Here is a 25,387-nt window from a genome sequence, read left to right as displayed (position 1 = left end):
GGAACCCATTATACTACGTTCTCAGGTACAAGCCTAACCCCAGTGAGCAATTTGAATGATCGAACAAAATGTTTGAAAAATGGGAGTGACTTTTTGGTTTGAAAGGAGTATGTTTTATATAGGGAAGCTAAATAAATTAGGAGAGGAAGAACAGGGCCTTGTCGTTCTTTAAAAAATACGTTCGCAAGTATTGGAAGCAATTTTCGATTGCGGTATTATTTTTAACTTGTGAAGCTTTAGCTGATTTGACCTTGCCGACGGTGATGTCTCACATTATTGATGTGGGCGTTGCCGGCAGCGACATGCATTATGTGCTCAGTATGGGCGGATTTATGCTGCTTATTACTTTTCTGGGGGCGCTGGCGGCTACAGGACGCAATATATTGGCGAGCCGAGTGTCACAGAAGTTCGGAGCAGAGCTGAGAAAGGATTTGTTTGCAAAAATACAAACGCTTTCATTCGAAAATATCGATCAATTCGAAAGAGCCTCCTTGGTCACTCGACTTACGAATGACGTGACTCAAGTGCAGAACTTTACGAATGGACTGATGCGTATTTTTGTAAAAGCGCCTCTATTGTGTATAGGAAGTTTGATTATGGCTACTCGTTTGAATCCGCAGCTGTCAATCGTTTTGGCTATAGTCGTTCCTATCGTCGGTATTTTAATCGCCTTGAACATGAAGATCGGATTTCCACGCTTTATCCGTGTGCAGAAGGCTTTAGACGCGGTCAATGGCGTGATGAGAGAGTATTTGTCCGGAGTGCGTGTTGTCAAAGCCTTTAACCGGTTCGACTATGAGGTCGATAAGTTTAACAATGTGAATCAATCGTACCAAGCGCGCTCTATTGAAGCGATGAGAGCGATGTCGATCTTCAACCCTGCTATTATGCTTACGGTCAATGTAGGGATCATTGCGGTATTATGGTTCGGCGGCTTGGGTGTTTCTAATGGCAACATTCAGGTGGGGCATATTATTGCCTTTATCAACTACATGACTCAAATCTTGTTTTCTTTGATGACAATTTCGATGGTGTTCAATATGTTCATTCGAGCCAAAGCCTCCGCACTGCGGATCGGCGAAGTGTTCGACCAGCAAGCCAAAATGACATGGCAGCAGGATACCCGCCTGAACCCTCACATCAAAGGCAGAGTGGACTTTGAAAATGTGAGCTTCTCCTATGAAGGGGCTTCTGGCGATCCGGTTATTAAGCGGATTACGATGACATGTCTACCAGGAGAAACCGTAGGGATCATTGGCTCAACCGGTTCGGGTAAAAGCAGCCTTGTCGGGTTAATCCCCCGATTCTATGATGCGATATCCGGTACAGTAAAAGTTAACGGTGTTGATGTTACTCAGATCGATCCGGCCAAGCTAAGAGAGAAAATTGCGATCGTTCCCCAGAAGACGGTGCTGTTCACAGGTACAGTGACGGAAAATATTCGTTGGGGCAAAGAAGACGCGACGATGGAGGAAATTGTTCAAGCGGCGGAAATAGCAGAAGCTCATCCTTTCATCACCTCGTTCCCGGAAGGGTATGAAACGCGCCTCGGTCAGCGCGGAGTCAATTTCTCCGGAGGCCAAAAGCAGCGGGTATCGATTGCGCGAGCTTTGGTTAGAAAACCGGAAATATTAATTCTGGATGATTGCACCAGCGCGGTGGATACGGCAACAGAAGCGCGGATTAAAGAAGGATTGAAGAGATACACTCAGGAACTCACCTGCATTATTATTGCTCAAAGAATTACATCTGTTATGGATGCTGATAAAATCGTTGTGCTGGATCAGGGCGAGGTTGTTGGGATAGGCAAGCACGAAGAGCTGATGAAAAGCTGTCAGGTCTATCAAGAAATTTATTTATCCCAGATGGGAAAGGAGGCGCATAGGAATGTCGAAGCCTAATGATTCTTCCAGAGATAATCAGCCGCCACAGGAAGTTCCTATGCTGCAAGCAGGAAGACCCGGGGGATTCGGACCTCGTCCCGGCGGGCGTGGAGGTCCTGTCGTTAAACCGAAAAATTTTAAGGCGACACTGCGTAGAATATGGAAATTCGTCGGTACCCAGAGAAAACGGCTAACAATCGTATTTTTGTTTATTTTGGCTGATGCACTCATTACTTTGACCGGTCCTTATATTATAGGAGAAGCCATTGATTCAATGACGGCATCCAATGGTACGGTTCAATTTAGAATGCTCGAGATCATGATATTGGCGCTAACGGCGGCGTATTTAACGGATGGCGTACTCACCTTTTTGCAGAGCTGGTTTATGGCTGGGGTGTCGCAGCGGATTGTCGGTAATTTGCGCACCACTTTGTTCGACAAGCTGCAGAAGCTGCCGTTGTCCTTCTTCGATTCCAGGCCCCACGGGGAAGTGATGAGCCGTCTGTCCAACGATATCGACAATGTGAGTAATACGATTTCGCAATCTACCACCCAACTGATGTCGGGTACGATTGCCATTGTGGGCTCCTTGACGATGATGATCATTTTGAGTCCGATATTGACTCTGGCTACATTAATTACAGTGCCGTTGGTCTATATTCTCGGGAAGACCATAACCAAGAAAACAAGTGTACTATTCAAAGATCAACAAGCGCAGCTTGGAAAGCTAAACGGTCATATCGAGGAAACGATCTCAGGCATTCATGTCGTTAAAGCGTTCAATCATGAGGCAAAGGCGATCCATGAATTCAATACTGTCAATGACAAGCTGTATGAAGTTGGCTTAAGGGCGCAAATTTATTCCGGGTTTCTGATGCCCCTGCTCGCCGTAATCAATAATATCGGCTTCGCGGCAGTTGCTATTGTTGGGGGAGTATTGGCTGTTAAAGGGCATATTACGGTCGGCGTGATTGCAAGCTTTCTGAGCTATTCCCGTCAGTTTGTACGGCCTCTTAACGAGATGGCTAATACGTACAATATTCTCCAATCCGGTGTTGCAGGCGCGGAACGGGTGTTCGAAGTACTGGACGAAAAAGAAGAGCCGGCAGATTTGCCAGATGCGATTGAACTTAAGGATACGAAGGGGCATGTCGTATTCGATGATGTAACCTTTGGCTATAGACCGGATGTTCCGATTTTGAAAAACATCAGCTTCGTATCAGAGCAGGGAAGCAGCACTGCATTGGTCGGTCCGACCGGGGCAGGGAAGACGACGATCGTTAATCTGATCACCCGATTTTATGATATTCCTTCCGGTACCATCTATATTGATGGCAGGGACATTAAGGAATATACACGGGACAGCCTTAGGAGATGCTTCGGAATCGTTCTTCAGGATACGTATTTATTCTCGGGAACGATCAAAGAAAATATCAAGTACGGCAAATCGGATGCTACGGACGAAGAAGTAGAAATGGCAGCGAAGATGGCAAACGCTGATGCATTTATTAAGAGACTCCCTAAGAAGTATGAAACAGAGTTATCTGAGAACGGCGGTAATTTGAGTCAAGGACAGCGGCAGCTGCTGGCGATCGCAAGGGTTATTTTGGCAAAGCCGTCCATTCTTATTCTTGATGAAGCGACCAGCAGCATCGATACGCGGACTGAACTGCACATTCAAGACGCGCTGCTGAACATTATGGAGGGAAGAACAAGCTTCATTATTGCTCACCGGTTGAACACGATTCGGGATGCAGATACGATCATGGTCATCGACCATGGTGAGATTGTTGAGCAGGGTAGTCATGATAAGCTTATTGAACGTCAAGGCACCTATTATCAAATGTTTTATAATCAGTTCAGGAATATGGAAGGATCTCATTAAATCTTGAAAGACCAGGTTCTGCGGATGCGGAGCTGGTCTTTTTTTTGCATTCGGATTGGATGAAATGAAAGATGGTTTAAGCATGCTCGGATGTGATAAACGACTATGACAAGAATAACCTCAAGCGGTAACCGTTAATTTTGGTTGGTGACTCCACCGTATCGGACTATTCCGACAATCAAGCGCCCAGAGCTTCAAAAATGAACAAAAAAATGAAATTTATGGGCAAAAATTATGAAGAATGTTGAATTTCTTTATGATATTGTTAAATAGATGATGAAATGAAGCGCTTTCTTGGAAAAGAAAATATAGGGGGGATTTCAAAGATGATAAAGAAAAGTTTAATCGTATCAACGGCAATGTTAGTTGCTCTGACGACAGCCTGCAGCAGCAAGCAAGGAGCGGATGGGAATGCGACAGATCAGACTCAGAAACAGCCAGCGGTAAGCAATGAACCTGTGGAATTGGTACTCTATTCTACGGCTGCAACATCCGAAGAAGAAGTGAAGCTGAAGTTTTCCGATCCGATCAAAGCCAAATTCCCGAATATTACGATTAAGTATATTAAAAAAGGAACCGGCACAACGATCGATGAAATGGTTGCCTCCGGTCAAACTATCGATATTTATTACGAGAGCACCAATTATTTCTACACGGTTGCCAACTATGGTCTTGCATACGATATGACAGACCTGATTAAGAAAAATAACATAGATTTAAGCGCTTTCGAGCCGACGATGATTGACTTTGCTAAAAATATGTCTAAAACCGGGATTTACGGCCTTCCAGTATGGTCGCAAAACGTGATCCTGTTTTATAACAAAGACATTTTCGATAAATTCGGCGTTCCTTATCCGAAGAATGATATGACATGGGATGACCTTGCCCAAGTGGCCAACACTTTAACGCGAGCGGATGGAGATAAGCAGTATTTGGGCTTTGCGGCTTCACCGGCACATACGATAAAAGCGAATCAATTGGGGTTAACCTTCCTAGATCCGAAGACGGATAAAGCAACAATTAATACGAATGACAAGTGGAAGCAGCTGTATCAATCTTATTACATCAACACGGCCAATAATCCTGATTACAAAAAGGCTATGGTTGCATTGAAGAACAAGCTGCCGTACAAGGATCCGTTCTTGAAAGACAGAAACCTTGCCATGATGGCCTATTTATCCGAACTTGACTGGGCTGGCGGGGGCGCGGAAGGTATGAATTGGGATATTGCGGCATTGCCGACATTTAAGGATCAACCGAAAATCGGCTCGCAAGCGTATCCATTCTACTGGGGCGTTACCCAACAAAGCAAGCACAAGGATGAAGCTATGAAGGTTATCCAATACTTGACCAGTGTAGAGTACCAAACGAAGCAGGCTCGTGGCGGAACGATGACGGTTCTTAAAGATGATGCGATCAAAAAGCAATTCGCTCAAGATAGCAAATATAAAGACAAAAATACTAGCGCGGTGTTCTTTAATCAGTATGCACCTATGCCGACAAGATCATCTTTTGAAGGCGAAGCGCAAAAGGCTTATGAGGATGCGATTCATGAAGCGGCTCTTGGAGATACGGACATCAACTCCTTGTTCCGTAAAATTGAAGAAACAGCAAATAAAGCTGTAGATGCGGCAAAAGCCAAAACAAAATAACAGTATAAAAGAGAGCATAGGACTCCGAAAGCCGGAGCCTGTGCTCTTTTCATCATACACCCGGCTTTTCAATGAAAAGGAATAAAATGCTATAATACAAGGAAAGGAGCTGATAGTATGTCCAAAATGGTCTGTGTTCATTCATTAACTCCGCAGCAGGAAGAGCAAATAAAACAAATGGCACCCGGCTGGGAACTTGTCCATGGTAAGGAAAAAGAGCTATGGCTCCCGCATCTGAAGGAAGCGGAAATCGTTATCGATTGGAAAACCGCTTGCGAAACCGAATGCCTGCAGCCTGGTACCAGACTTCGTTGGGTGCAAAATTGGGGAGCTGGCGTAGATATGCTGCCATTACAGGAATTTGCCTCTAGAGGTATTATGCTGACAAATGCCAGTGGAGTGCATGCTTACCCCATCTCGGAAACGATCTTCAGTATGATGCTTTCCTTTACTCGGAAGCTGCATCTCTCCATGCGCAATCAGCTTCAAAAGCAATGGAAGGGAACGGGATCGCTTGGAGAAATCCATGGAAAAACCATAGGGATAATCGGAGTCGGCGCTATAGGAGAAGAAACCGCAAGGTTGGCTAAAGCGTTCGGTATGACGGTTCTCGGCATTCGCAGGTCCGGAGGAGCGAGTGAATTCGTAGAACAGATGTACGATAACGACGGTCTGGAGCTTGTTCTGCGTGAAAGTGATTACGTTGTCGTAACACTCCCGTTGACCAACGAGACAAGACACCGTTTTGGCAAAGCACAGTTCGAGCGGATGAAAAAGACAGCCATGTTTATTAACATCGGACGTGGAGGTACGACAGATACGGAAGCTTTAATAGAAGCTTTGCAAACCGGAACGATAGCAGGAGCTGGTTTGGATGTGTTCGAGCAGGAGCCGCTGCCGGAATCAAGTCCGTTATGGGACTTGGAGAACGTCATTATGACACCGCATAATTCGGGTTCTACGGATCAGTATAACGAGAGAGCTTTTGAAATTTTTATGCAAAATTTGCAGCAATACCTACAAGGACATGAACCGATTGTGAATCGGGTAGATTACAATCTGCAATATTGAGTAAGCATGAATCGGAGCCTTAAGCCTCATCGTTTTCGCGGCTGTTGGAAGATCGCGGCCAGCTGCGGAATTCGGATGGGGCTACTCCGATTCTTTTTTTGAACGCCTTGGAAAAATGGAATATATCATGAAACCCCGTTGCTTGAGCTATTTCCCCAATGGTCATATCAGAGGCCATTAGAAGCTGCTTCGCTTTCTCCAATCTTCTTTCATAAATAAATGCCATTGGTGTCATGCCCAAATGATTTTTGAAAAAACGGATGAAATAATTCGGATGGTGATGTACGAGCTCGGATAGCTCCGCTACTGTCATATCTTTGGTTAAGTTAGCGTCAATATATTGGAGTGCAGTACTCAGCTTATTACTTGCGAGTGTAGCGGGAACTTGAGGCTTAGCTTGCACGGCCTGTTCAATATAACAGGAGATCACCTCCAGCAGTGCCGATTGGATACGAATCGATTTGGCGGGACCGTTGGCCCTTCTGGATTCATATACCAGTTTCTCAAAGGCTGTTAGGATAGCCGCAGAATCTGTCGATGTAATGCAAAACGGGAGCTGAAACAAAGTGAATAAGTTCAAAAAGCTTATGTTGGACGTAAAGTGACACCAGTACATTTTATAGGTATGGTTCGTGTCGGTTACAGAGAAAAATTGCGAGAGCCCTGCGGGAGCGAATACAAGCTGTCCTGGTTGAGGGAACAGTTCTTGACCGCCTATCATCATTCTGCCTTCCCCTTCCAATATGTAATAGACTTTACTGTACGTCGGAAGGAAAGGACCTTGAACCCAGTTGGGCTTGCATTTGCTGAGCATCGAAATCATAAGCTCAACCTTAACTTCAGCCAAAAAGTGACTTATCGCCATAAACTTTTGAGTTTCCATAGATATAGACCACCTTGTTTTGAAAAATGCAGTCTTGAAAAAGGTTAGTTTCGTACAAATAGGAGTTAACCGCGTCCATATGGATTATAGCATACCCGGCGTACAATAGAGGAGAACGGTTAGAAAAATAACGGAGGGTTTCTTATGACTAAAAAAGACATGTACATGGATAACGCTGAAGCGGAAGCAGTCGAGTCGGTAACGGCCGTAACGGAATATACAGAAGAGGTTCAAGACCGTAGGCTAGCCTGGTGGAGAGATGCACGCTTCGGCATGTTCATCCACTGGGGATTGTACTCGCTGTTAGGCGGAGTATGGAAAGGCAAAGAAGTACCGGGTGCTTATGGTGAGCACATTATGCTGAGAGGGCAAATTCCTGTAAAAGAATATGAAACTCTTGCCGAAGACTTTAATCCGGTGAACTACGATGCAGATGCTTGGGTGAAAGCAGCTAAAGAGGCAGGCATGAAATACCTGGTTATTACGGCTAAACATCATGACGGCTTTGCGTTGTATGATTCCGCGGTATCCGATTTCAATATCGTGAGGCGTTCACCGTATGGACGTGACCCGATGAAGGATTTGGCGGATGCATGTCACAAGCATGGCGTGAAGCTGTGCTTCTATTATTCACATTCGATGGACTGGCATCACCCTGATTCGCAAGGAAATACTCATGACTACCCGAACAATATCGGGGCTTGGGATACGCTGGAGTCCTGGATTGACGATGAAGATAAACGGACCCGTTATGAACGGTACTTGAATGAAAAAGCGTTTCCTCAGCTTAAGGAGCTGCTGACGCAATATGGCGATGTTGCGGTCATCTGGTTCGATTGCGGACACAAAGTTACCGACGAGCAGGGACAACGCTTTGTCGATTTTGTGCGCAGTCTCCAGCCGAATTGCTTGGTCAACCGCCGCGTAAGAAGGGATGGATTTGGGGATTACGGCAATTCGGGAGACAATCAGCTTCATATCCGGATTAATCGTAAAGACTGGGAATCGATTCATACGATGAACAATTCTTGGGGATATAAAAAAACGGACCATAACTGGAAATCGGTCAAAAGCATTCTGCATAACATGATCGATGTGTTCAGCTTGAACGGCAACTATTTACTTAATGTTGGACCGACACCGGAAGGCGAATTCGACGAAAAATCCACCGAAATATTGCATGGAATCGGACAATGGATGAGTGTGAATGGTGAGAGTGTGTATGGAACGACAGGTAGTCCGATAGGTAAGCCTCAATGGGGACGCTGCACGGCAAAAGGACAAACGTTGTATCTGCATGTATTTGATTGGCCTGCTAGCGGTGAGTTGATTGTTCCTGGCTTGAGAAATAATGCTACAAAAGCATATTTGCTGGCGGATGCTAAGCAAACTCCACTAGACCATAGCCGTTTGAACAAGGAGGATATTGCAATTTCCGTACCTGCCGCTCCGCTCGATCCGAATGCTACTGTTGTTGTGGTGGAAATGGAGGGAGCCGTCGATGCGAATCCGATCAAACGTCTGCATCACAACGACTATATAAATGTGTTCGGTGCATTTGACGGAGACATTGAAGGGGATCAACTCCGCTACGATACAGGTAAAGCAGGTCGTGACGTCGTAACGAATTGGACGAACGCATCGGACAGCATCAGCTGGACATACCGCGCGGCGGAAGCAGGTGCTTATGAAGTCAAGGTAGTCTATGGTGCGGAGGAAGGTATAGCGGGAGGTACCTTTACCGTTGACACTGCGGGACATAAGCTTCAGGGTCAAGTCTCTGCAAAAGGCGATGGGTATACCTTCATCGAAGAAACGCTCGGCGTTATCCGCTTGGAGCAGCCGGGAAACTATAGATTGACTGTAAGCGCGGATTCGATTACCGGCGAAGCGTTGATGAATTTGAAAGAAGTTCAACTGAAGCCTTTGGCTGAGTAGGAACTTAGGAAAAGTAAAGATAGAAAACCGGAGATTCGCTGGATGCGAATTCCCGGTTTTTCCTACATATAGAGGCAACTATGCATCAGTGGTTATATTTTTGATTCTTTGGCAGCGCCGGGTGCAACTTCTGGAAGGCTACTACCGGCTTGGTTAGACTGAGTCTCTCCTATTGGTCGTACGTGCCTAAGCCGCGTAACGATAAGGATGATGGTAACCAGCATGATGGCGCCGCTGGCTGCAGCAACGGCGTGCATCCCGCTCGTAAAGGCTTCGCGTGCCCCCGTGAGCAGTGTCTTGCCGACTTGTTCGGATAGGCCTTCCGCTATAGCCGTGGCACCGGCCAAGCTGTCGCGGGAAGCTTGTATCGCGGACACCGGCAATTCGGCGGGAATAGAGTTCGCTACCTGGTTGCGGTAAACGACCGTGCCGATGCTGCCTAAGACTGCGATGCCCAATGCGAAGGCGAATTCGCCGCTGGTTTGCAGCAAGGAGGCCGCCGATCCTGCCTTCTCCGGCGGGGCGGAGCCGATGACAAGGTCGCTGGACAGGCTTGGTAGCGGGGCTGAACCTATATTGAAGCAGATGTACCCGAGCACCAGCAACATGAGGCTTGATTCAACCCCCACCTGGCTTAGCAGAAAACAGCCCGCGGTCGATATCAGTAGTCCCGTTCCGATAAGGCGCGCCGGTCGGATCCGGCGTGCGATTAGCGGTGAGAAAAACATACCGACCATCGAGGCAATTACCCCAGGGAGCGTATACAATCCTGCCTGAAGCGGCGACATTCCTTGCACGAATTGGAGGTATTGCGCGATAAAGAGCATGGTTCCTCCTGTCAGTGTAATACCGAACATGCCCCCCAGTGCAGCGCCGAATCCGGGACTCGTGAGCAGGCGTAAATCGAGTAGAGGACTCGTCAGCCTGCGCTGCCGCGACACAAACACCGTGCCTAGGACGAAACCCGCTAGTATTAACAGCGCAGGCACCATCTGCAGACCGTACTTAGCGATTTCCTTGAGGCCGTAAATGATCGGCAGGATGGCACCCAGCGATAACGCAACGCTGGTCAAATCTAGCCGTCCGGCTTCGGGGTGCCGGTATTCGGGCAGCAACATGGGTCCGGTTATTAGTAGAAGCAACATGACCGGCACGCCCAGAAGGAACACCGAGCCCCACCAGAAGTGATTTAGCATGATACCTCCAACCACAGGCCCGAGCGCCATGCCTCCCATAGAGCACGTTAACCAAATGCCGATGGCAAGGGAGCGCTGCTTATGGTCACGGAACATGTTGCTAATTAAGGCTAGTGTAGAAGGCGATACAGTCGCTCCGGCTATACCGAGTATTGCGCGGGCTGCAATGAGCATCTCAGCGTTTCGGGAGAATGCAGCCAGTATCGAGGCTATCATGAATGCGCTCCCGCCGATCAACAGCAGTTTGCGGCGGCCGATCCGATCTCCCAGCGTCCCCATGGTGATTAAGAACCCGGCGAGCATGAATCCATAGATGTCGATGATCCACAACTGCTGAGCGCTATCGGCGCCGAGGTCGGTACCGATGTGCGGCAGCGCGAGAATCATTACGGAGAGATCGATCGAGACAAGTAGGGCGGGCAGAGCTAGTACCGCAAGCCCTGTCCAATCCCTTATGCCGGCCTTCATCTCAATTCCATGCAAGGCGTTTTTCATTCGTTCTTCAGCTCCAAGCCTAGCTTATTTAACATAAATTTTGTGCCGTGCTCGCGTTGTTCTGGTAGATCGTGACCATCGAAGAAAGCTCCTTGTTCGGTGTAGATGAGTTGAGTGCCGTTATCTGATCTCTTAATTTCTACTATCGTCAAGGAGACTGACATTCGTATCTCCCCTTGGTCCAATGTGTAAGTATAAACGATGCGATTGTCCTGAACGATCTCTTGGTAGCAAGCGTCGAAAGTATAAATCGGACCGTTCGGTTGGCCGCCATGGTTGATTTCTCGACCACCAACCCGAAAGTCGAACTCGTCGGCTTTCGGGTACCACCGGGCTTTGGCCGACGGGTCCGACCAGGCGGAGAATACCCGCTCGGGCGAGGCACTATACTTTTTCTCGATAACAAAGGTAGAGTACTTTACAGATCGTTCGTTCATGGTTTATTTTGTCCTCTCTAGGAAATCGTTAAATGGATGTTCGCCAAGATAGTCGCCAAGCCGATCTGGTCGTAGTATCGAAATGTTCGAACCGTTAATCCCGCTAATTTCGCAAGTTCTCCAGCTTTCCATTCCCCGTTTCGTGATCATCCCCTTTTTTCGCGCGAGGTTTTTACCGGTATCCACATCATAAGACATTCCGTTACGTAAGGTTCAAGTGCACAAAGTGAAATTTTTAAATAATGGAATGCTGCATCAGAATTTGGGGGAATGCTTGCGGGAATACATAGAATCAATTTTTCGGACACGGAGCTAGAGCTTGGATAATGACTCATTGATGATCTATCAGATGGATATCAGTGACTTATAATTGTAATAATTGGAAAAGTAAGCGATTCTAATCTTGTTACCGTATTTCATGCCATACATATTAAAGGGGGATTGACATGAAAAAGAAAAAAATCATGCTCATTTTCGGAACTCGTCCAGAGGCGACTAAAATGTGTCCGGTGGTTCAGGAGCTTAGGAAGTATCCCGAATGGTTTGAAACGAAGGTCGTTGTTACTGGCCAGCACCGAGAACAGCTTCAGCAGCCGCTGTCCCATTTTAAGATTATTCCAGATATCGATCTTGATCTAATGAAAGAAAATCAAACGCTAGCTTATTTTACATCAGCAGCCATTAAAGGATTGGATCAAGCCATTGCAGAAGACAAGCCCGATATGATTTTGGTGCACGGGGATACACAAACAGCTCTTTGCGGCAGTTTAGTCGCGTTCTTTCATCAAATTCCCGTAGGGCATGTTGAGGCCGGATTACGGTCGCATAACAAATGGTCTCCTTGGCCTGAGGAGGTCAATAGAAGAATGGTTGATGTAGTGACGGATGTACTGTTTGCACCCACTTCAGTAGGAAGGGATAACTTACTAAGGGAAGGATTCTCATCCAACCAAATTTTCGTCACAGGTCAAACGGCTGTTGATGCTGCAATATTGACAAAAAAGTCTGATTACACATTTCAAAATGATAGCTTGAATAAGCTAATTCAGCACCCTGGCAGAATCGTTACTATAACAGCTCATCGTCGGGAAAACCTAGGGGAACCGATGAGACAAATGTTCAGCGCTATTCGCCGCTTGGCAGACGACCACCCCGATGTCATGGTCATTTATCCAGTCCATCTTAATCCTGCTGTTCGTGAAATCGCAATTCCTATACTATCCGGGCATGAGAGAATTCATCTGCTCGAGCCTATCGAATATCCGGATATGATCAATCTCTTGTCACGCTCCTACTTAATATTGAGTGATTCGGGAGGAATTCAAGAGGAAACGACGGTGTTCAATAAACCTTTAGTACTAATGCGTGATACAACGGAGAGGCCTGAAGCTATCGAGGCTAATGCAGTTGTTCTAGCAGGAACGGATGAGTTGTCCATTTATGACAATGCTGCAATCCTTCTTCAAGATCCCCAGCGGTATCTTGAAATGGCTAATGTCAAAAATCCATTCGGAGATGGTCATGCATCCAAGCGTATCGCACTTTATTTGGCTTATTATTTCGGACAGCTGTCTGAGCAGCCTGAACCATTTTATTCACACTTGACTGATAGGAATTGATGTGATAATTTTTGTGATAGATGTATTTTAGTATAAAAATAAGCAAGCCTACTGGAATAACCAATGGCCCCGATACATTCAGCATGACTGAATGATTTTCGCGGGTCTTTTTATATTTGAAGGTGGAAGGAGGTAATTGAATGGACGCAGCTCCGCTTTCTACAATCGTCCAGTTGGACGACCAGTTTCGTTCTATGATCAGAAAATATGTAGCTGAGCGCGACAAAGTGATTATAGGGGATACGGTAACACTTCAGCAGCTGCATGTGCTGACGAGGTTGAAGCAGGAAGGGCCAATGAAGGCCGGGCGGCTGTCAAAAGGGCTTCAATTCTCTGCAGGAGCAATGACAGCCGTATGCGACAAACTGGTAAAAGGGAACTACATCAACCGTATAAGACCTCAAAATGATAAGCGCATTATGCTGTTAAGCATTACGGATAAAGGAGAACGACTGTTGAAAGAGGCAGCATCTTTACAGCGAGCGCATTTAAAATTGTTGTTCGATGGATTCTCTGAGAAGGAGATGCAGATGCTGTATAGTTTTAGCCATCGGCTTCACCATAATTTAAATTGGATATTCGGAAGTACTTCTGGATGTAGTCGACTTCATTGGCACAGATGTAGATGAAACTGAGATAGTCATGACAAAATGAACGATGCTGATTTCTCCCATTTTAACGCAGCTGCCTTACCTCAGCTTGAAATTAAAGGCACTTGATAGGTATTATTGAGGTAGTTCGAATCGGCGAAGTCAGCCGTGTCATGGGAGGTAAGGATGAACTATAAAATCAAATTCGCTATTATTGGCGGTGGCTGGCGAACAGAGTTTTATTTGCGGATAGCTGAAGCATGTCCTGAGCGTTTCGAGATCGCGGGAGTTGTTGTAAGGGATGAGGCTAAACGGCATGCTATCGAAAAAGCTTGGGATGTGCGGGGATATGCAACACTGGAAGAATTATTGCATTCGGAGACACCTTCGTTCGTCGTTGTTTCCGTATCATGGGCGTCTTGTCCCGTTATTCTGGAACAGCTTGCAGAGCGCGGGATCCCAGCATTGTCCGAAACGCCCCCAGCTCCGGATCTGGAGGCTCTGTTGAAGCTGAACTCAAGGCTTGGAGAGCTTGAAGCTCGCGTACAAGTGGCGGAGCAGTATCTGTTCCAGCCTTTGCATGCAGCCCGGCAGGCATGCATTGAATCTGGCCGACTCGGTCAAGTATCGCAAGTACAGGTATCGGCAGCACATGGCTACCACGGCATTTCGCTGATGCGCCAGTGGCTTGGCGCGGGCCATGAACCGGCTGTGATCCGAGCTTTCACGTTCGAGTCACCGCTCACAGCAGGACCTAACCGTATGGGAGCGCCTGCTTCCGAGCAAACGGTTGTTTCCAAGCAAACCATAGCTTCCTTGCAATTTGCAAGCGGACGATTAGGCATTTTCGATTTCACGGGCGACCAATATTTCTCTTGGATTCGATCACAGCGAGTGCTTATACGTGGTGAGCGCGGTGAGATCGTTAATGAGACTATGACCTATTTACTAGATTACTTGACCCCTATCGAGACTCCGCTGCTCCGCAAGGATGCCGGGCAAAACGGAAACCTGGAAGGCTATTACCATAAAGGAATATTGGCAGGAGAGCAGTGGGTTTATCAGAATCCATTAGCACCGGCCAGACTAACGGACGATGAAATCGCAGTCGCCACCTGCCTCCTGAGGATGGACGAGTATGTCCGTACTGGCAAGCCATTCTACAGCTTGGCTGACGCATCTCAAGATCACTATTTAAATCTTCTTATACAGCAAGCAGCAACCGGCGGGGAGACCGTGACCTCAGTCCTGCAGCCATGGTCGGAGAAAGCCTAAGGCTGGATCGGTCTTCCACGGAGACACTTTTTTAGCACAGAAAAATGGTGCTAAGGAAGTGTCTTTTTGTCGTTCTATCTGCCACCGTTCTACAACAAATTCAAAAATGTTGTAATAAACTGATGATAAACCATGATATCTTAGGGGGATTGTAAGGATGAGAATGAGCTGGTATTACCGTATACTGTTGTCCTATGCTCCGATTTTTTTTCTCGTTATTTCCATCCTGATCTTTGCTTTCTTCGCTGCATTGAACGAATCTGCCAAAGGACAAATCTCTCTGACCGATGAAGCTATAGCCACCAAAGTCATGCAAGCGGTGGACAATAACCTAAAGGCTGCCGAGCGTATGCTGATCAAGGAAATGGATGTGAATGAAAAAATCACGTCTTTTTTTCAAGATGACGGCAGCAAAACGGTATATGACTATTTTCTTATTTCACGGAAAATGGACGACCTATCCTCTATGCTGCCTTTTTCCAATTCCATCTACATGTATAACGAAGCCACGGGTAAAGTATTAACACGAAACGGATTGTCCTCTTTAGATCAATTCGGAGACAGCGAGTTTCTGCTCGATAGTTACCGGAAAGGCTCCTATTCGGCAGGTTGGACGAATCCGCGTTATTTTAAGGAATTCAATCATGAAGCGGGTGGCGAACGTGTCGTTAGCTTATACAAATATTATCCAGTGACTGGAGATAAGCAAGGGGCGGTTGTGATCAACATCCGAGTGCCCTCACTGGTCGGTTTTATTAAGGATTTAACTCGTTATGATGCCGGATTTATTCGTCTGATCGCTCCCAATCGGGAGCCCTTTGATATAGTTAACACTCAGCAAGCCAGAGAACTGAACGAGGACACGAATACTGACCTAAAGCGCAAAGCATCGGATTACACGGGCTGGTATTTTATATCCGGTGGACAGAGCAATAAGCAGCTGTCGCTGCTCTCTTTGTTTCATGAATTTTGGATATTTGTCGGACTGGCGGCTGTCGTAGCCGGCATTGTGTGGTTCACTTATGTGACTCATCGCAACTTCAAGCCGATTCATACGATTGCAGGACGAATTCAAGATTATACAAAGCGCAAAAGCGGAGAGTTAGCACGCCAACCCGCCAAGAATGAACTGAAGTTTATTGAAGCAGCCATCGATGGGCTGATCGAGAAGTCTTCGCAGTATGAGCAGCTGTATCACGATGATTTGCCGGTACGCAAAAGGCAGTGCTTAGCCGAATGGCTGGAAGGAAGCACAATGATGAGCGAGATGCAGTGGAGGAAAGAGATGCATAAGCTGCAGGTGCCGGCCAATTTTGAGAAGCTAACGATTGCCGTAATGGAAATTGATAGGTATCTGGCATTTACAGGAAGCTATAGTCCGAGTGATCAGTACTTACTTAAATTTACTGTGAGTCATGTACTGCAGGAAATCGCCCAATCTGGCAATGTAGTTCTGTGGAACGAATGGCTGGAGCCGCACCAAATGGCAATTGTATTTTATTGGAAAGACCAAGAGGGAACTCATCGTGATCAAGCTGTCGAAAGCATGAAGCAGCTGCAGGATTGGATATCAACCAATCTAGAGTTCAGCGTATCTGTCGGTTTGGGCACCGAAATCACCGATTACACAGAAGCTACGCGATCTTATGAAGAGGCGCGGGAAAGGTTGTCCCTTAAACCCTTGTTCGGAACTAATAGTTTAATGGATAAGGCGGATGTTCGTTGTAAAAGAGAAAGAGAAGCGGGTGTATTCTCGCAAATGCAGCTGTTGTCTACACTATCCAAGTCATTTCGTCAGGATGACGGGCAGTGGCAGGTTCATTTGGACAAGCTTGCTTTCAGCTTGCGGACAGGGTTATTTTCCCAAGCGGATATACAGCATATGATGGACTTCTTATTATATCAATTCCATAAGGAATGGGCTGAGATGCCCGGAGAAGTTCAACAGCTGTGGATTGACGATTATTTGCCCCAGCTGGAAGCCGTAACAGCAAAATCGCTGACTTTGGATGAATGGCATGTACAGGTACGTACACTTCTATCCGAACTAGAAGGGCGGATACGCGAAGTGAGGTCGGTTCGCAGCAATCATCTGCTGATGTCTCGGGTAAAGCACTATATTGATGTTCATTATGCCGATCCTGACTTATCTTTAATGAAGCTGAGTGAATTTTTTGAGATGAATCCGCGCTATTTAAGCAAGCTATTCAAAGAAGAGTTCAGTGAAAAGTTCATCGATTATATGTTAAAAGTAAGGTTAGAAGAAGCCAGCAGACTGCTGCTTGAAACGGATCTCCCAGTCCAATATATTGCCGAGCGGGTAGGATATCAGCATGCGATATCGTTCCATCGTGCGTTTAAAAATATGTTTGGGCTGCCGCCCGGAGACTACAGAAGGAAGACGGACACAGTCCGCAGCACAGTAGATTAATGTGGATTAACGAAATAATCATGGGATCATGTTGCGATCTTTGTGCTCAACGAAAATGTTAAATGCTTCTGACAAAATGTTAATTAAAGGTTTGGGGAGCATCCAAATGACATATTGTTAATCGGCGATTCATGTAAATTGACCATTTTGTTAAGAATGCATTACTGTGAAAAGCAGGTAAATACCTTGCCCAATGACGTTTGAGGAATGGAGGAATTCTATGTCCGGACTCGGCAGCAAGACGGTGGTGGAGAGCGAGCTGGCTCAACCTCTTGCTAAGAAAAAAACAATCAAGTTTTTGGCTAATCAGGACTGGCAGCTGTATGCTTTGCTATTGCTGCCTATGGTGTACTTCATCACTTTCAAGTATATCCCGATGTACGGAGTCACTATTGCGTTTAAAGAATTCAACATGTTTCAGGGCATAATGAACAGCCCATGGGTTGGATTTGATGCGTTCCGCGAAATTTTTCTAATGAAGGATTTCTACAAAGTGCTTCGCAACACAATGCTGTTAAACCTTCTGGATCTGGTTGTGTCATTTCCTGCACCGATTATTTTAGCGATATTTCTCAATGAAATTCGTATCAAGTGGTTTAAAAAAGGCGCTCAGACGATTTTGTATTTGCCTCATTTTATTTCCTGGGTCATTATCGGAGGGATGGTTTACCAGCTGTTGGCTACCAATACGGGACTGGTCAACATTATCATTCGATCCGCAGAAATGAAAGCGATTCCTTTTTTGACTGAACCTGTCTATTGGGTCATTACGTATGTAGGCTCAGGAGTATGGCAGAGTGCAGGATGGGGGACCATCATTTACTTGGCGGCACTGACGAGCATTAACAAGGAGCTGTATGAAGCGGCAGACGTTGATGGAGCAGGAAGGCTTCGCAAAATTTGGGATATTACGATCCCAGGCATCAAGCCTACGATCATCATTCTACTGATCATTAATATTGGACATATGGCGAGCATCGGCTTTGAAAGACCATTTGTCATGAGCAATCCGCTAGTAACGGATGTTTCGGATGTTATTAGTACCTTTGTGTACAAGGTGGGGATTCTATCCGCCAGATTTACAATAGCAACGGCGATCGGGTTGTTCCAAGCGGTGGTCGGGCTGATCTTCCTGTTATCCTCCAATTACATTTCTAAGAAAGTGACCGATCAAGGCATTTGGTAAGGGAAGGGGTTGTTGAGAAACCAATGAACACAGGACGTATAGACAAGCTGTTCGACGCATTCATTATAGCGTTTGTAGCGATAGCGTCATTTTTGGCGCTGGTGCCCATTCTTCATTTGGCCTCGGTATCGTTAAGCTCCAATGCTGCGATTTTATCAAACAAAGTGACGGTGTTTCCGGTGGAATGGAGCACAGTTGCGTATCAAACCGTTTTCCGTGATGCCAAGATGATCGGCTCGCTGCTGTTCACTATTGGTTTGGTGGTTCTGTTCACTCTCACCTGCATGATCATGACCATCTGTGCGGCATATCCGCTTACCAAAAAAAGGCTGAAAGGCCGCGACTTCTTTTTGCTCATGATTGTATTTACGATGTTTTTTAGCGGGGGCCTGATTCCGGAATATTTGCTCGTCAAAACATTGAAGCTGACGAATACGATATGGGCGCTCGTTCTGCCAGGCATGATTAACGCATTTTATCTGATCATTTTGAAAACATTTTTCTCTTCTATTCCTGAAGAGCTTGAGGAGTCAGCCCGGATAGATGGGAGCTCGCACTTCGGCACCTTAGTCCGGATTGTATTGCCGCTGTCCTTGCCTGTACTAGCAACGTTAAGCTTGTTCTATGCGGTAGGTCGGTGGAACGGCTTCATGGACGCGTTATTTTTTATCACGAATCAAAATCTGTATCCCATTCAATTAAAGCTGTACCAGCTTGTTATTTCCAATCAGATGAGCGACGCAACGGCAACGGAAGGCATGAATTCGCTCGCTCCTATTCCAGAGAGCTTGAAGGCTGCCAGCATAATGTTCGCGACCATTCCAATTCTGCTCGTCTATCCATGGCTGCAGCGCTATTTTATATCCGGGATGATGATTGGTGCGGTAAAAGGCTAACCGATGTTTCGAATTAAAGGGTACCTAGTTCGACAACATTCCAAAAGGGAGTTGATCCATATGCGTATGGACAAGTTAAAAAGGACAACAGCCAGTTTACTCGCCATTCTTATGCCTGTTCTAACGATTGCAGCCTGCTCCGATAACAACACGGCTGCAGGAACAAGTGACGGAGGGAAAAAGGGCAATCCGGTAACGCTCAAAATCGAGCTCTTCGATCGTGGTAATACGCCGCCAGGTGCGCCTCCGCTGACTGAAAGCTGGTTCGTCAAATATATGCAGGAGAAGTTCGGCGATCCGAACAATATTAAGCTGGAATTTGTATCGGTTCCCCGGACGGAGGAAGTGCCTAAGCTGAACGTTCTGATGGCAGCGAATGAAGCGCCGGACATTATTTTCACTTACAGCGACCCTGCCGTACAAAACTGGGTAAAGCAGGGCGGATTAACCGACCTTGGAGATCTGCTTAATCAACATGGGCCTAACTTGAAAAAATATTTGGGCGACCAGCTGCTCAACTACGGAGTTATTAACGGTAAGCAGTATACGATTCCAGCAAAGCGGATTATTCTTGCTTCGAGCACCCCGATAATTCGAAAAGATTGGCTGGATAAGCTCGGTATGCAGCCTCCCAAAACGACGGATGAGTTCTATTCAGTTTTGAAGGCGTTTAAAGAAAAGGATCCGGGCGGAACAGGCGGCAAGGTCATCCCCTACGGTATCCGTTATAATAATAACCTCGATCCCCTCGTTCGCACCTTCTGGAAGAAAATGTCGGAAGAAGAGTACTACACGCTGCCCGATTGGATGAAGCCCGGCAACAAGGATGGTTACAAGTTTTTGAACAAGCTGTATAACGAAGGACTCATCAGTCCTGACTTCGCTTTGGACAAAGACGGTAAGAAGTTCCAGGCGGACCTGGTTAACGGACAGATCGGATTCGCCATTACCAATACGAATGAGCCAGTCTATCAGGCTTACTATTCCACTCTGCAGAAAAACGTACCGGCAGCCACATTGCTTCCCGTCGATCCATTCACCAACTATGAAGGCAAGCATGTCAAACAAATCTACCATCCATTGTCTGCACACATCATGATCCCAAAAGCAAGTAAAAGGGCAGTTGAAGCGATAAAATGGCTGGACTGGATGTCGGATTATAAAGTGATTTTTGATTTGCAGAACGGCACAGAGGGGGTTACCTACAAAAAAGGCGACGATGGTATTCCAATCTTCCTTGATACGGACGAAGCGAAAAAGATTATGTACAACTATCTAGATTACAGCATGATGATTAACGGTAAGGATATGGGCGATCCCGAAAAAACATTGAAGGCGAATGCGGCTGATCCAAAGTATAAAGATTTTACTATGGATAGTATCAAAGTAGGGGATACAGACGGTCAGCTTCCGGCTCGTTTCAACAGGCCGATCGAAGCACAAATCAAGTATAATCAGACGCTTAGTGATAAGGGAGTGGAAATCACTGTAAAAACAATGACGGCGAAACCTGCCGACTTTGATAAGCTATACGACGATATGGTGGCAGAGTATATGAAGATCGGCGGTAAAGAGGTACAGGATGAGATGCTGAAGGCCTATCAGGAGATGAAAAAGAAATAATAAGATATCCGGCAATCCTAATGTAAAACAAGCCCCTCTTATGTTGATTAAGACAACAGAGGGGCTTGCTGATTTTACCTGTCAATGAATAACCCGCTAACCGGATTCATCTATGAAAAGGACAGCCATGTGCGGCCGCGGTAACTATAGCTGATGTATTTTTGTGGTCTACTTGAGCTTCATCTGAAGCATAGGGGACAGGCTGATAGGAAAAGCTCGGTTTCATCTCGATTTCTGTGAAATAATGGTCCCATATCGGAGTTGCTGTCGGCGACATCGGCGGAATTAGCCATGACCACTTACCATTCACCTTGCGACCGGCATCAAGCTCCTGCTTCTCAAAACGCATAAACTGCTCGGACGCAGTGTGATGGTCTACTATACTGACACCATTGCTTTTGTAAGAATGAAGCACAGCCGCATTAAGCTCAACCAATGCTCGATCCTTCCATAAAGAGGAGTTCGTAGATCTATCAAGCCCCATAAGATCCGCAATAAGCGGCAGTTGGTTATAGCGGCTTGTATCGGAGAAATTTCGGGCGCCGATTTCCGTTCCCATGTACCATCCATTAAACGGTGCAGCCGTATAGCTTAATCCTCCGATTTCTAGGCGCATGTCCGAAATACATGGGACGGCGTACCATCTCAAGCCCAGCTCGGCAAAACGCTCTATGGTTGGATGAGTAAGCGGAACCTCCAATATAAGCTCTGGAGGAATCGGATACCATCTTGGTTCACTCATGCCAATTTGAATAACTAATGGCAGTATATCGAAGGGAGTGCGCTTACCTTGCCAGCCTAGCCGTAAACACTGCTTGGTGAAGGCAACGGAAGCAGGATCACCTATAATCCCTTTATCTGTTTCGTATCCGGCATAACGAATCAACTGATGATTCCAGATTCGGATCGTCTGCTTGTCCGTTTCAGGAGCAAAGAGGGTAATAGCGGGTCGAATACGGCCGCCGTTCGTGGCGAATTCAATATGCTCGAACAGAGACTGTGCAATAGAATCTTCGGTCAGGAGATCCCTATGATCGAAGATTTCAAGCGACGACCAGAACAGCCTTCCTATGCATCGGCTGTTGTTCCGCCATGCCCATTTGGCACCGAATCGCAGTTCATCTATAGTATGGGAATAAGTTCCGGTTTGGTTAATGCTCGCCGTGACTTCTTGTATCCGCCGCTCCGTTTCCTCGGGCTGTTTTCCGTTCTCGGTATAACTCGCACGGATGAAGGAGATGGCTTCGTCTAGCTGTTTATTGTTCATACGGCTGATCCTACTTTCGTAAGTTCTTTTGCGTCATTCCTACTATACTGTATTTGAATAGGTGCTGCCACATAGAGGTTTGACAAGTTTAAGAACCGGATATATGATGTTGTCAAACTGTCACCTTTTAAGGGAGTGAAATAAGATTGCCGCGTAATGTGGAGCGGGATCAGGAAGCCCGTAAAGAACGATGCGAACAAATATTATCTGTAGCCGTAGAGCTTTTTGCCAAAAAAGGCTTGGACGCTACCAAAATATCCGATATTGCCGCCAAAGTGGGGATCAGCCACGGCTTGGTGTACAACTATTTTCAATCCAAAGAAGAAATTTATGCTTCTCTTATTAATAAAAATTTAAATAGTATGAGGGAACTTATAGAGAAAGTGATACATTTACCGGTTTCGCCTCTAGAGAAACTGAAGATTCTCGTTGACCATATGCTAAAAAATAAGTGGGAAGATGCTCTGTTTCATCAAATATTCGTCGATCAAATGCTAACCTCTGAAAGTATTGCTGAAGATATCAAGGCATCGGTTCGTAAACGAATTACCGACAATCTGGATACGATAGCTGAAATATTTGCGGAAGGGCAGAGGAAGGGTGAGCTGCTCGACGGGAACCCAAAGGAGCACGCTTTATTCATCATGTCCTGTATTCGTGCTTCATGTTTAAGCGAAAGGCAGGAGCTGTACGTAAAGTCGGATTCTCAGAGCATTTTACATTATTTTCAGCCTAGATAAAACCAATTAAGCATAATAAGTAGATTTGCTGGCCTGTTAATGGAGTTATAACCCAGGGCCGGCTTATTTGTGTTAACGGAATTTGTGCTCCGGAAAGTTTTTTTAGAATAATTTCACAACTTGACTACAAGTCAATCTATGAGGTAAGGTGAAAACGAACCGTTCTAAAATATAGAGAAAAAAACGGATGGAAGCTGATAGTAAAGGGAGAGAAAATTATATTATGAATACAAGTCAAAGCCGTGTATCCCCTCTAATGCTGCTTATGGCGAATATGTTTATTGCCATGCTGGGGATCGGTCTCATTATTCCTGTACTGCCGGAGTTTCTGAAGGAATTCGGAGCAGGCGGTAAAACAGCGGGATATCTCGTAGCCGCATTCGGGCTTACACAATTTTTGTGTTCCCCCATCGCCGGAGAGTGGTCGGACAAATACGGCCGTAAAGTTATGATCGTTTCTGGTCTGGCACTTTTCACATTATCCAATTTTTTATTCGCGGCAGCATCGGATGTATGGGTTCTATACTTATCCCGCTTGCTCGGGGGAATCGGTGCCGCTTCAATGATTCCTTCCATCATGGCTTATATTGCCGATGTGACAACGGAAGAGAAGAGAGGTAAAGGTCTAGGGCTGCTGGGCGCCGCTATGTCGCTTGGCTTTGTCATTGGCCCTGGGATCGGCGGGTTCCTAGCGGAGCTTGGTCTGCGTACTCCATTCTATGTTTCTGCTGGAGTAGGTGCTGTGGCAATGGTTTCTTCCTTACTGCTGCTGCCGGAATCTTTGACGAAAGAAATTCGTCAGGCTAACCGCAATAAAGTGGTTCAGAAAGTAAGTATGTTCAAACAATTCGCGCAGTCCTTCAAAGCTCCGTATTTCATTTTTCTACTGCTTATTTTTACATTAACCTTTGGTTTATCCAATTTTGAAGCGATTTTCCCGCTCTTTGTAGATAAGAAATATAACTTCACCGCACGTGACATCTCTATTCTTATTACAGTAGGCGCATTGATCGGAGCTATTATTCAAGCTGTTCTGATCGACAAGCTGATTCGCAGATTCGGAGAGCGTACGTTAATTAACAGTACCTTCCTGTTGTCTGCGGCTTCGTTGATCCTTATGCTATTATCCGGGAATTTCTGGTACATTTTGCTCGTAACGTTGTTTTTCTTTACATTTACGTCGATCATGAGACCTGCGATCAATACGCTGCTGTCCAAGATGGCAGGAGAAGAGCAAGGTTTCGTTGCTGGAATGAATAATGCCTATATGAGTCTCGGCAATATTTTTGGTCCGGCGTTGGCAGGGATTTTATACGATGTTCACTTGGATTTCCCTTATATTTTTGGTGCTATTATATTGCTTGGCAGCTTTGCGTTGTCGGTAATGAAGGGCAGAACGAGAGATGTTCGAGGCGAATTGAAAGCCGATGCTCAATAATCATGACAAGTGGTTGAGCAGTCTAGAATGGGCAATGGTCAGACTTGATACTGCAACTGCAACAAGCAATGTTTAATTTAATCTTTATTTGAAAGGGTGACCTTTAATCCGATGAAGCACTAATTCCTTTTTCCACGAAAACCATCATTTTAAATAACGACAGATGTTTCTGGATAGGGATAGGTGCGGGCTTTTTGAGGGATATCTTTGTGTGTAGAATTCCGGTTTACTGCAGAAGCAATGACTGAGGCTTATTGCCGACGTCTGTTGGTATGCCGGTACTCCTTATACACCAAAAGACCGATAGACCTCCTGTCCAGAAATGGATAAAGGAGGTTTTTTTGTGATTATTTTAGAAGCCAATGGAATTCAATAAAGAGTAGGAGATTTGCAGTGGAGCGTCTGCGTGTGGATGAGCGGGATCGGATCGGCATTATGGGACGGAATGGGGCAGGGAAGACGTCTTTATTAAATATTCTCGCCGGCTTGACGGAGTCGCATGACCGACAATTTATTGAACGAACAGCTGGACGGATATTGCAGATATCAGATAAAGCTGTTGCTCTTATGAAGGGACATACAGAGAATATGAGGAGAGTGGGAGGCGGCAAGGAGCCAAGCTGCGCGACAATGACATGGAGAAGCTCCATAGAGTGGAGATGAAGCTTACGGAGATCGTGAGTAAGCTCAGTGATCCGATAGCGTCAGCGGGTAAAAAAGATCACAGTTCCAGCAGCTGATTCAGCAGTGAAATGAGCTGAGAACATGCTGAAACGTTCCTAGATAAGTGCAATAAATCACTGAAAAAATATATTGATAATTATGGAAAAATTTGATATAAATTCATTATTGAGAATAAAAAGTATTTGGTCTTTGACCAAG

Annotated in this window: 19 protein-coding genes and 1 pseudogene; 15 read left to right on the top strand and 5 right to left on the bottom strand. The window is 45.9% G+C overall.

Translation table 11 applies throughout. From position 1 onward, the window contains the following. The first annotated feature begins 158 nt into the window (after positions 1-158). From BP97_RS0132900 to BP97_RS0132885, 4 genes are all read left to right on the top strand, one after another. Positions 159-1,901 (top strand): ABC transporter ATP-binding protein, encoded by a 1,743-nt coding sequence (locus BP97_RS0132900; RefSeq protein WP_028552873.1) that lies wholly within the window; start codon positions 159-161, stop codon positions 1,899-1,901. 40 nt (positions 1,902-1,941) lie between these two features. Beyond that, positions 1,942-3,768 carry an ABC transporter ATP-binding protein gene (locus tag BP97_RS0132895; RefSeq protein ID WP_051621196.1) on the top strand — a complete coding sequence of 609 codons (1,827 nt, stop codon included), beginning with the start codon at positions 1,942-1,944 and terminating at the stop codon, positions 3,766-3,768. Positions 3,769-4,094: 326 nt separating this feature from the next. Next, the gene (locus BP97_RS0132890; RefSeq protein WP_028552871.1) at positions 4,095-5,420 is read left to right on the top strand and encodes an ABC transporter substrate-binding protein; all 1,326 of its coding nucleotides are present in this window, start codon (positions 4,095-4,097) and stop codon (positions 5,418-5,420) included. A 117-nt stretch (positions 5,421-5,537) separates the two neighbouring features. Then, positions 5,538-6,491: a D-2-hydroxyacid dehydrogenase gene (locus BP97_RS0132885; protein WP_028552870.1), complete on the top strand. Its 954-nt coding sequence runs from the start codon at positions 5,538-5,540 to the stop codon at positions 6,489-6,491. A gap of 19 nt (positions 6,492-6,510) precedes the next feature. Here BP97_RS0132885 and BP97_RS0132880 read toward each other — a convergent pair whose 3' ends face one another. Beyond that, on the bottom strand, positions 6,511-7,374 hold the full coding sequence (locus BP97_RS0132880) for an AraC family transcriptional regulator (protein WP_028552869.1): 864 nt from the start codon (positions 7,372-7,374) through the stop codon (positions 6,511-6,513). 144 nt (positions 7,375-7,518) lie between these two features. Here BP97_RS0132880 and BP97_RS0132875 point away from each other — a divergent pair, with 144 nt between their 5' ends. Beyond that, a complete protein-coding gene (locus tag BP97_RS0132875; protein ID WP_028552868.1) occupies positions 7,519-9,312 on the top strand; it encodes an alpha-L-fucosidase in 1,794 nt (597 codons plus the stop codon). A gap of 92 nt (positions 9,313-9,404) precedes the next feature. Here the strand turns inward: BP97_RS0132875 and BP97_RS0132870 are convergent, their stop codons facing one another. The 3 genes and pseudogenes from BP97_RS0132870 to BP97_RS41645 form a co-directional block, all read right to left on the bottom strand. Next, positions 9,405-11,003 (bottom strand): MFS transporter, encoded by a 1,599-nt coding sequence (locus BP97_RS0132870; protein ID WP_028552867.1) that lies wholly within the window; start codon positions 11,001-11,003, stop codon positions 9,405-9,407. Continuing rightward, a complete protein-coding gene (locus BP97_RS0132865; RefSeq protein WP_028552866.1) occupies positions 11,000-11,440 on the bottom strand; it encodes an SRPBCC family protein in 441 nt (146 codons plus the stop codon). The genes BP97_RS0132870 and BP97_RS0132865 overlap by 4 nt, the downstream gene beginning before the upstream one ends. A 56-nt stretch (positions 11,441-11,496) precedes the next feature. Further along, positions 11,497-11,571, bottom strand: a pseudogene (locus BP97_RS41645) (MerR family DNA-binding transcriptional regulator); the annotation flags it as partial. Between the two features lie 315 nt (positions 11,572-11,886). Here BP97_RS41645 and wecB point away from each other — a divergent pair. The 7 genes from wecB to BP97_RS0132830 all read left to right on the top strand — a co-directional run bounded on the left by wecB (position 11,887) and on the right by BP97_RS0132830 (position 21,060). Beyond that, on the top strand, positions 11,887-13,059 hold the full coding sequence (gene wecB / locus BP97_RS0132860; protein ID WP_028552865.1) for a non-hydrolyzing UDP-N-acetylglucosamine 2-epimerase: 1,173 nt from the start codon (positions 11,887-11,889) through the stop codon (positions 13,057-13,059). A 140-nt stretch (positions 13,060-13,199) separates the two neighbouring features. Beyond that, positions 13,200-13,688, top strand: coding sequence for a MarR family winged helix-turn-helix transcriptional regulator (locus tag BP97_RS38305; protein ID WP_051621150.1), 489 nt, complete (start codon positions 13,200-13,202; stop codon positions 13,686-13,688). Between the two features lie 147 nt (positions 13,689-13,835). After that, positions 13,836-14,924: a Gfo/Idh/MocA family protein gene (locus BP97_RS0132850; RefSeq protein WP_028552864.1), complete on the top strand. Its 1,089-nt coding sequence runs from the start codon at positions 13,836-13,838 to the stop codon at positions 14,922-14,924. Positions 14,925-15,081: 157 nt separating this feature from the next. After that, positions 15,082-17,355 (top strand): helix-turn-helix transcriptional regulator, encoded by a 2,274-nt coding sequence (locus BP97_RS0132845; protein ID WP_028552863.1) that lies wholly within the window; start codon positions 15,082-15,084, stop codon positions 17,353-17,355. Between the two features lie 343 nt (positions 17,356-17,698). Continuing rightward, positions 17,699-18,541: an ABC transporter permease gene (locus tag BP97_RS0132840; RefSeq protein ID WP_231506544.1), complete on the top strand. Its 843-nt coding sequence runs from the start codon at positions 17,699-17,701 to the stop codon at positions 18,539-18,541. Positions 18,542-18,564: 23 nt separating this feature from the next. Beyond that, positions 18,565-19,437 (top strand): carbohydrate ABC transporter permease, encoded by an 873-nt coding sequence (locus BP97_RS0132835; protein ID WP_028552861.1) that lies wholly within the window; start codon positions 18,565-18,567, stop codon positions 19,435-19,437. 111 nt (positions 19,438-19,548) lie between these two features. Then, a complete protein-coding gene (locus tag BP97_RS0132830; protein WP_442952410.1) occupies positions 19,549-21,060 on the top strand; it encodes an extracellular solute-binding protein in 1,512 nt (503 codons plus the stop codon). Positions 21,061-21,166: 106 nt separating this feature from the next. On the opposite strand, the gene BP97_RS38300 is transcribed toward BP97_RS0132830, so the two are convergent. Further along, the gene (locus BP97_RS38300) at positions 21,167-22,327 is read right to left on the bottom strand and encodes a nitric oxide synthase oxygenase (protein WP_064745764.1); all 1,161 of its coding nucleotides are present in this window, start codon (positions 22,325-22,327) and stop codon (positions 21,167-21,169) included. A 146-nt stretch (positions 22,328-22,473) separates the two neighbouring features. Between BP97_RS38300 and BP97_RS0132820 the strand changes: the two genes are divergently transcribed. The 3 genes from BP97_RS0132820 (at position 22,474) to BP97_RS41525 (ending at position 25,168) form a co-directional block, all read left to right on the top strand. Beyond that, positions 22,474-23,067, top strand: coding sequence for a TetR/AcrR family transcriptional regulator (locus BP97_RS0132820; protein ID WP_028552859.1), 594 nt, complete (start codon positions 22,474-22,476; stop codon positions 23,065-23,067). Between the two features lie 223 nt (positions 23,068-23,290). After that, positions 23,291-24,505 carry an MFS transporter gene (locus BP97_RS0132815; RefSeq protein ID WP_028552858.1) on the top strand — a complete coding sequence of 405 codons (1,215 nt, stop codon included), beginning with the start codon at positions 23,291-23,293 and terminating at the stop codon, positions 24,503-24,505. Between the two features lie 393 nt (positions 24,506-24,898). Next, positions 24,899-25,168, top strand: coding sequence for an ATP-binding cassette domain-containing protein (locus BP97_RS41525; RefSeq protein WP_028552857.1), 270 nt, complete (start codon positions 24,899-24,901; stop codon positions 25,166-25,168). Positions 25,169-25,387: the final 219 nt, after the last annotated feature.

Source organism: Paenibacillus sp. UNC451MF, from assembly GCF_000686845.1.
Taxonomy (GTDB): domain Bacteria; phylum Bacillota; class Bacilli; order Paenibacillales; family NBRC-103111; genus Paenibacillus_S.
The sequence above is the reverse complement of the archived record's forward strand: the minus strand, read 5'-3'. Positions and strand labels throughout refer to the sequence as shown.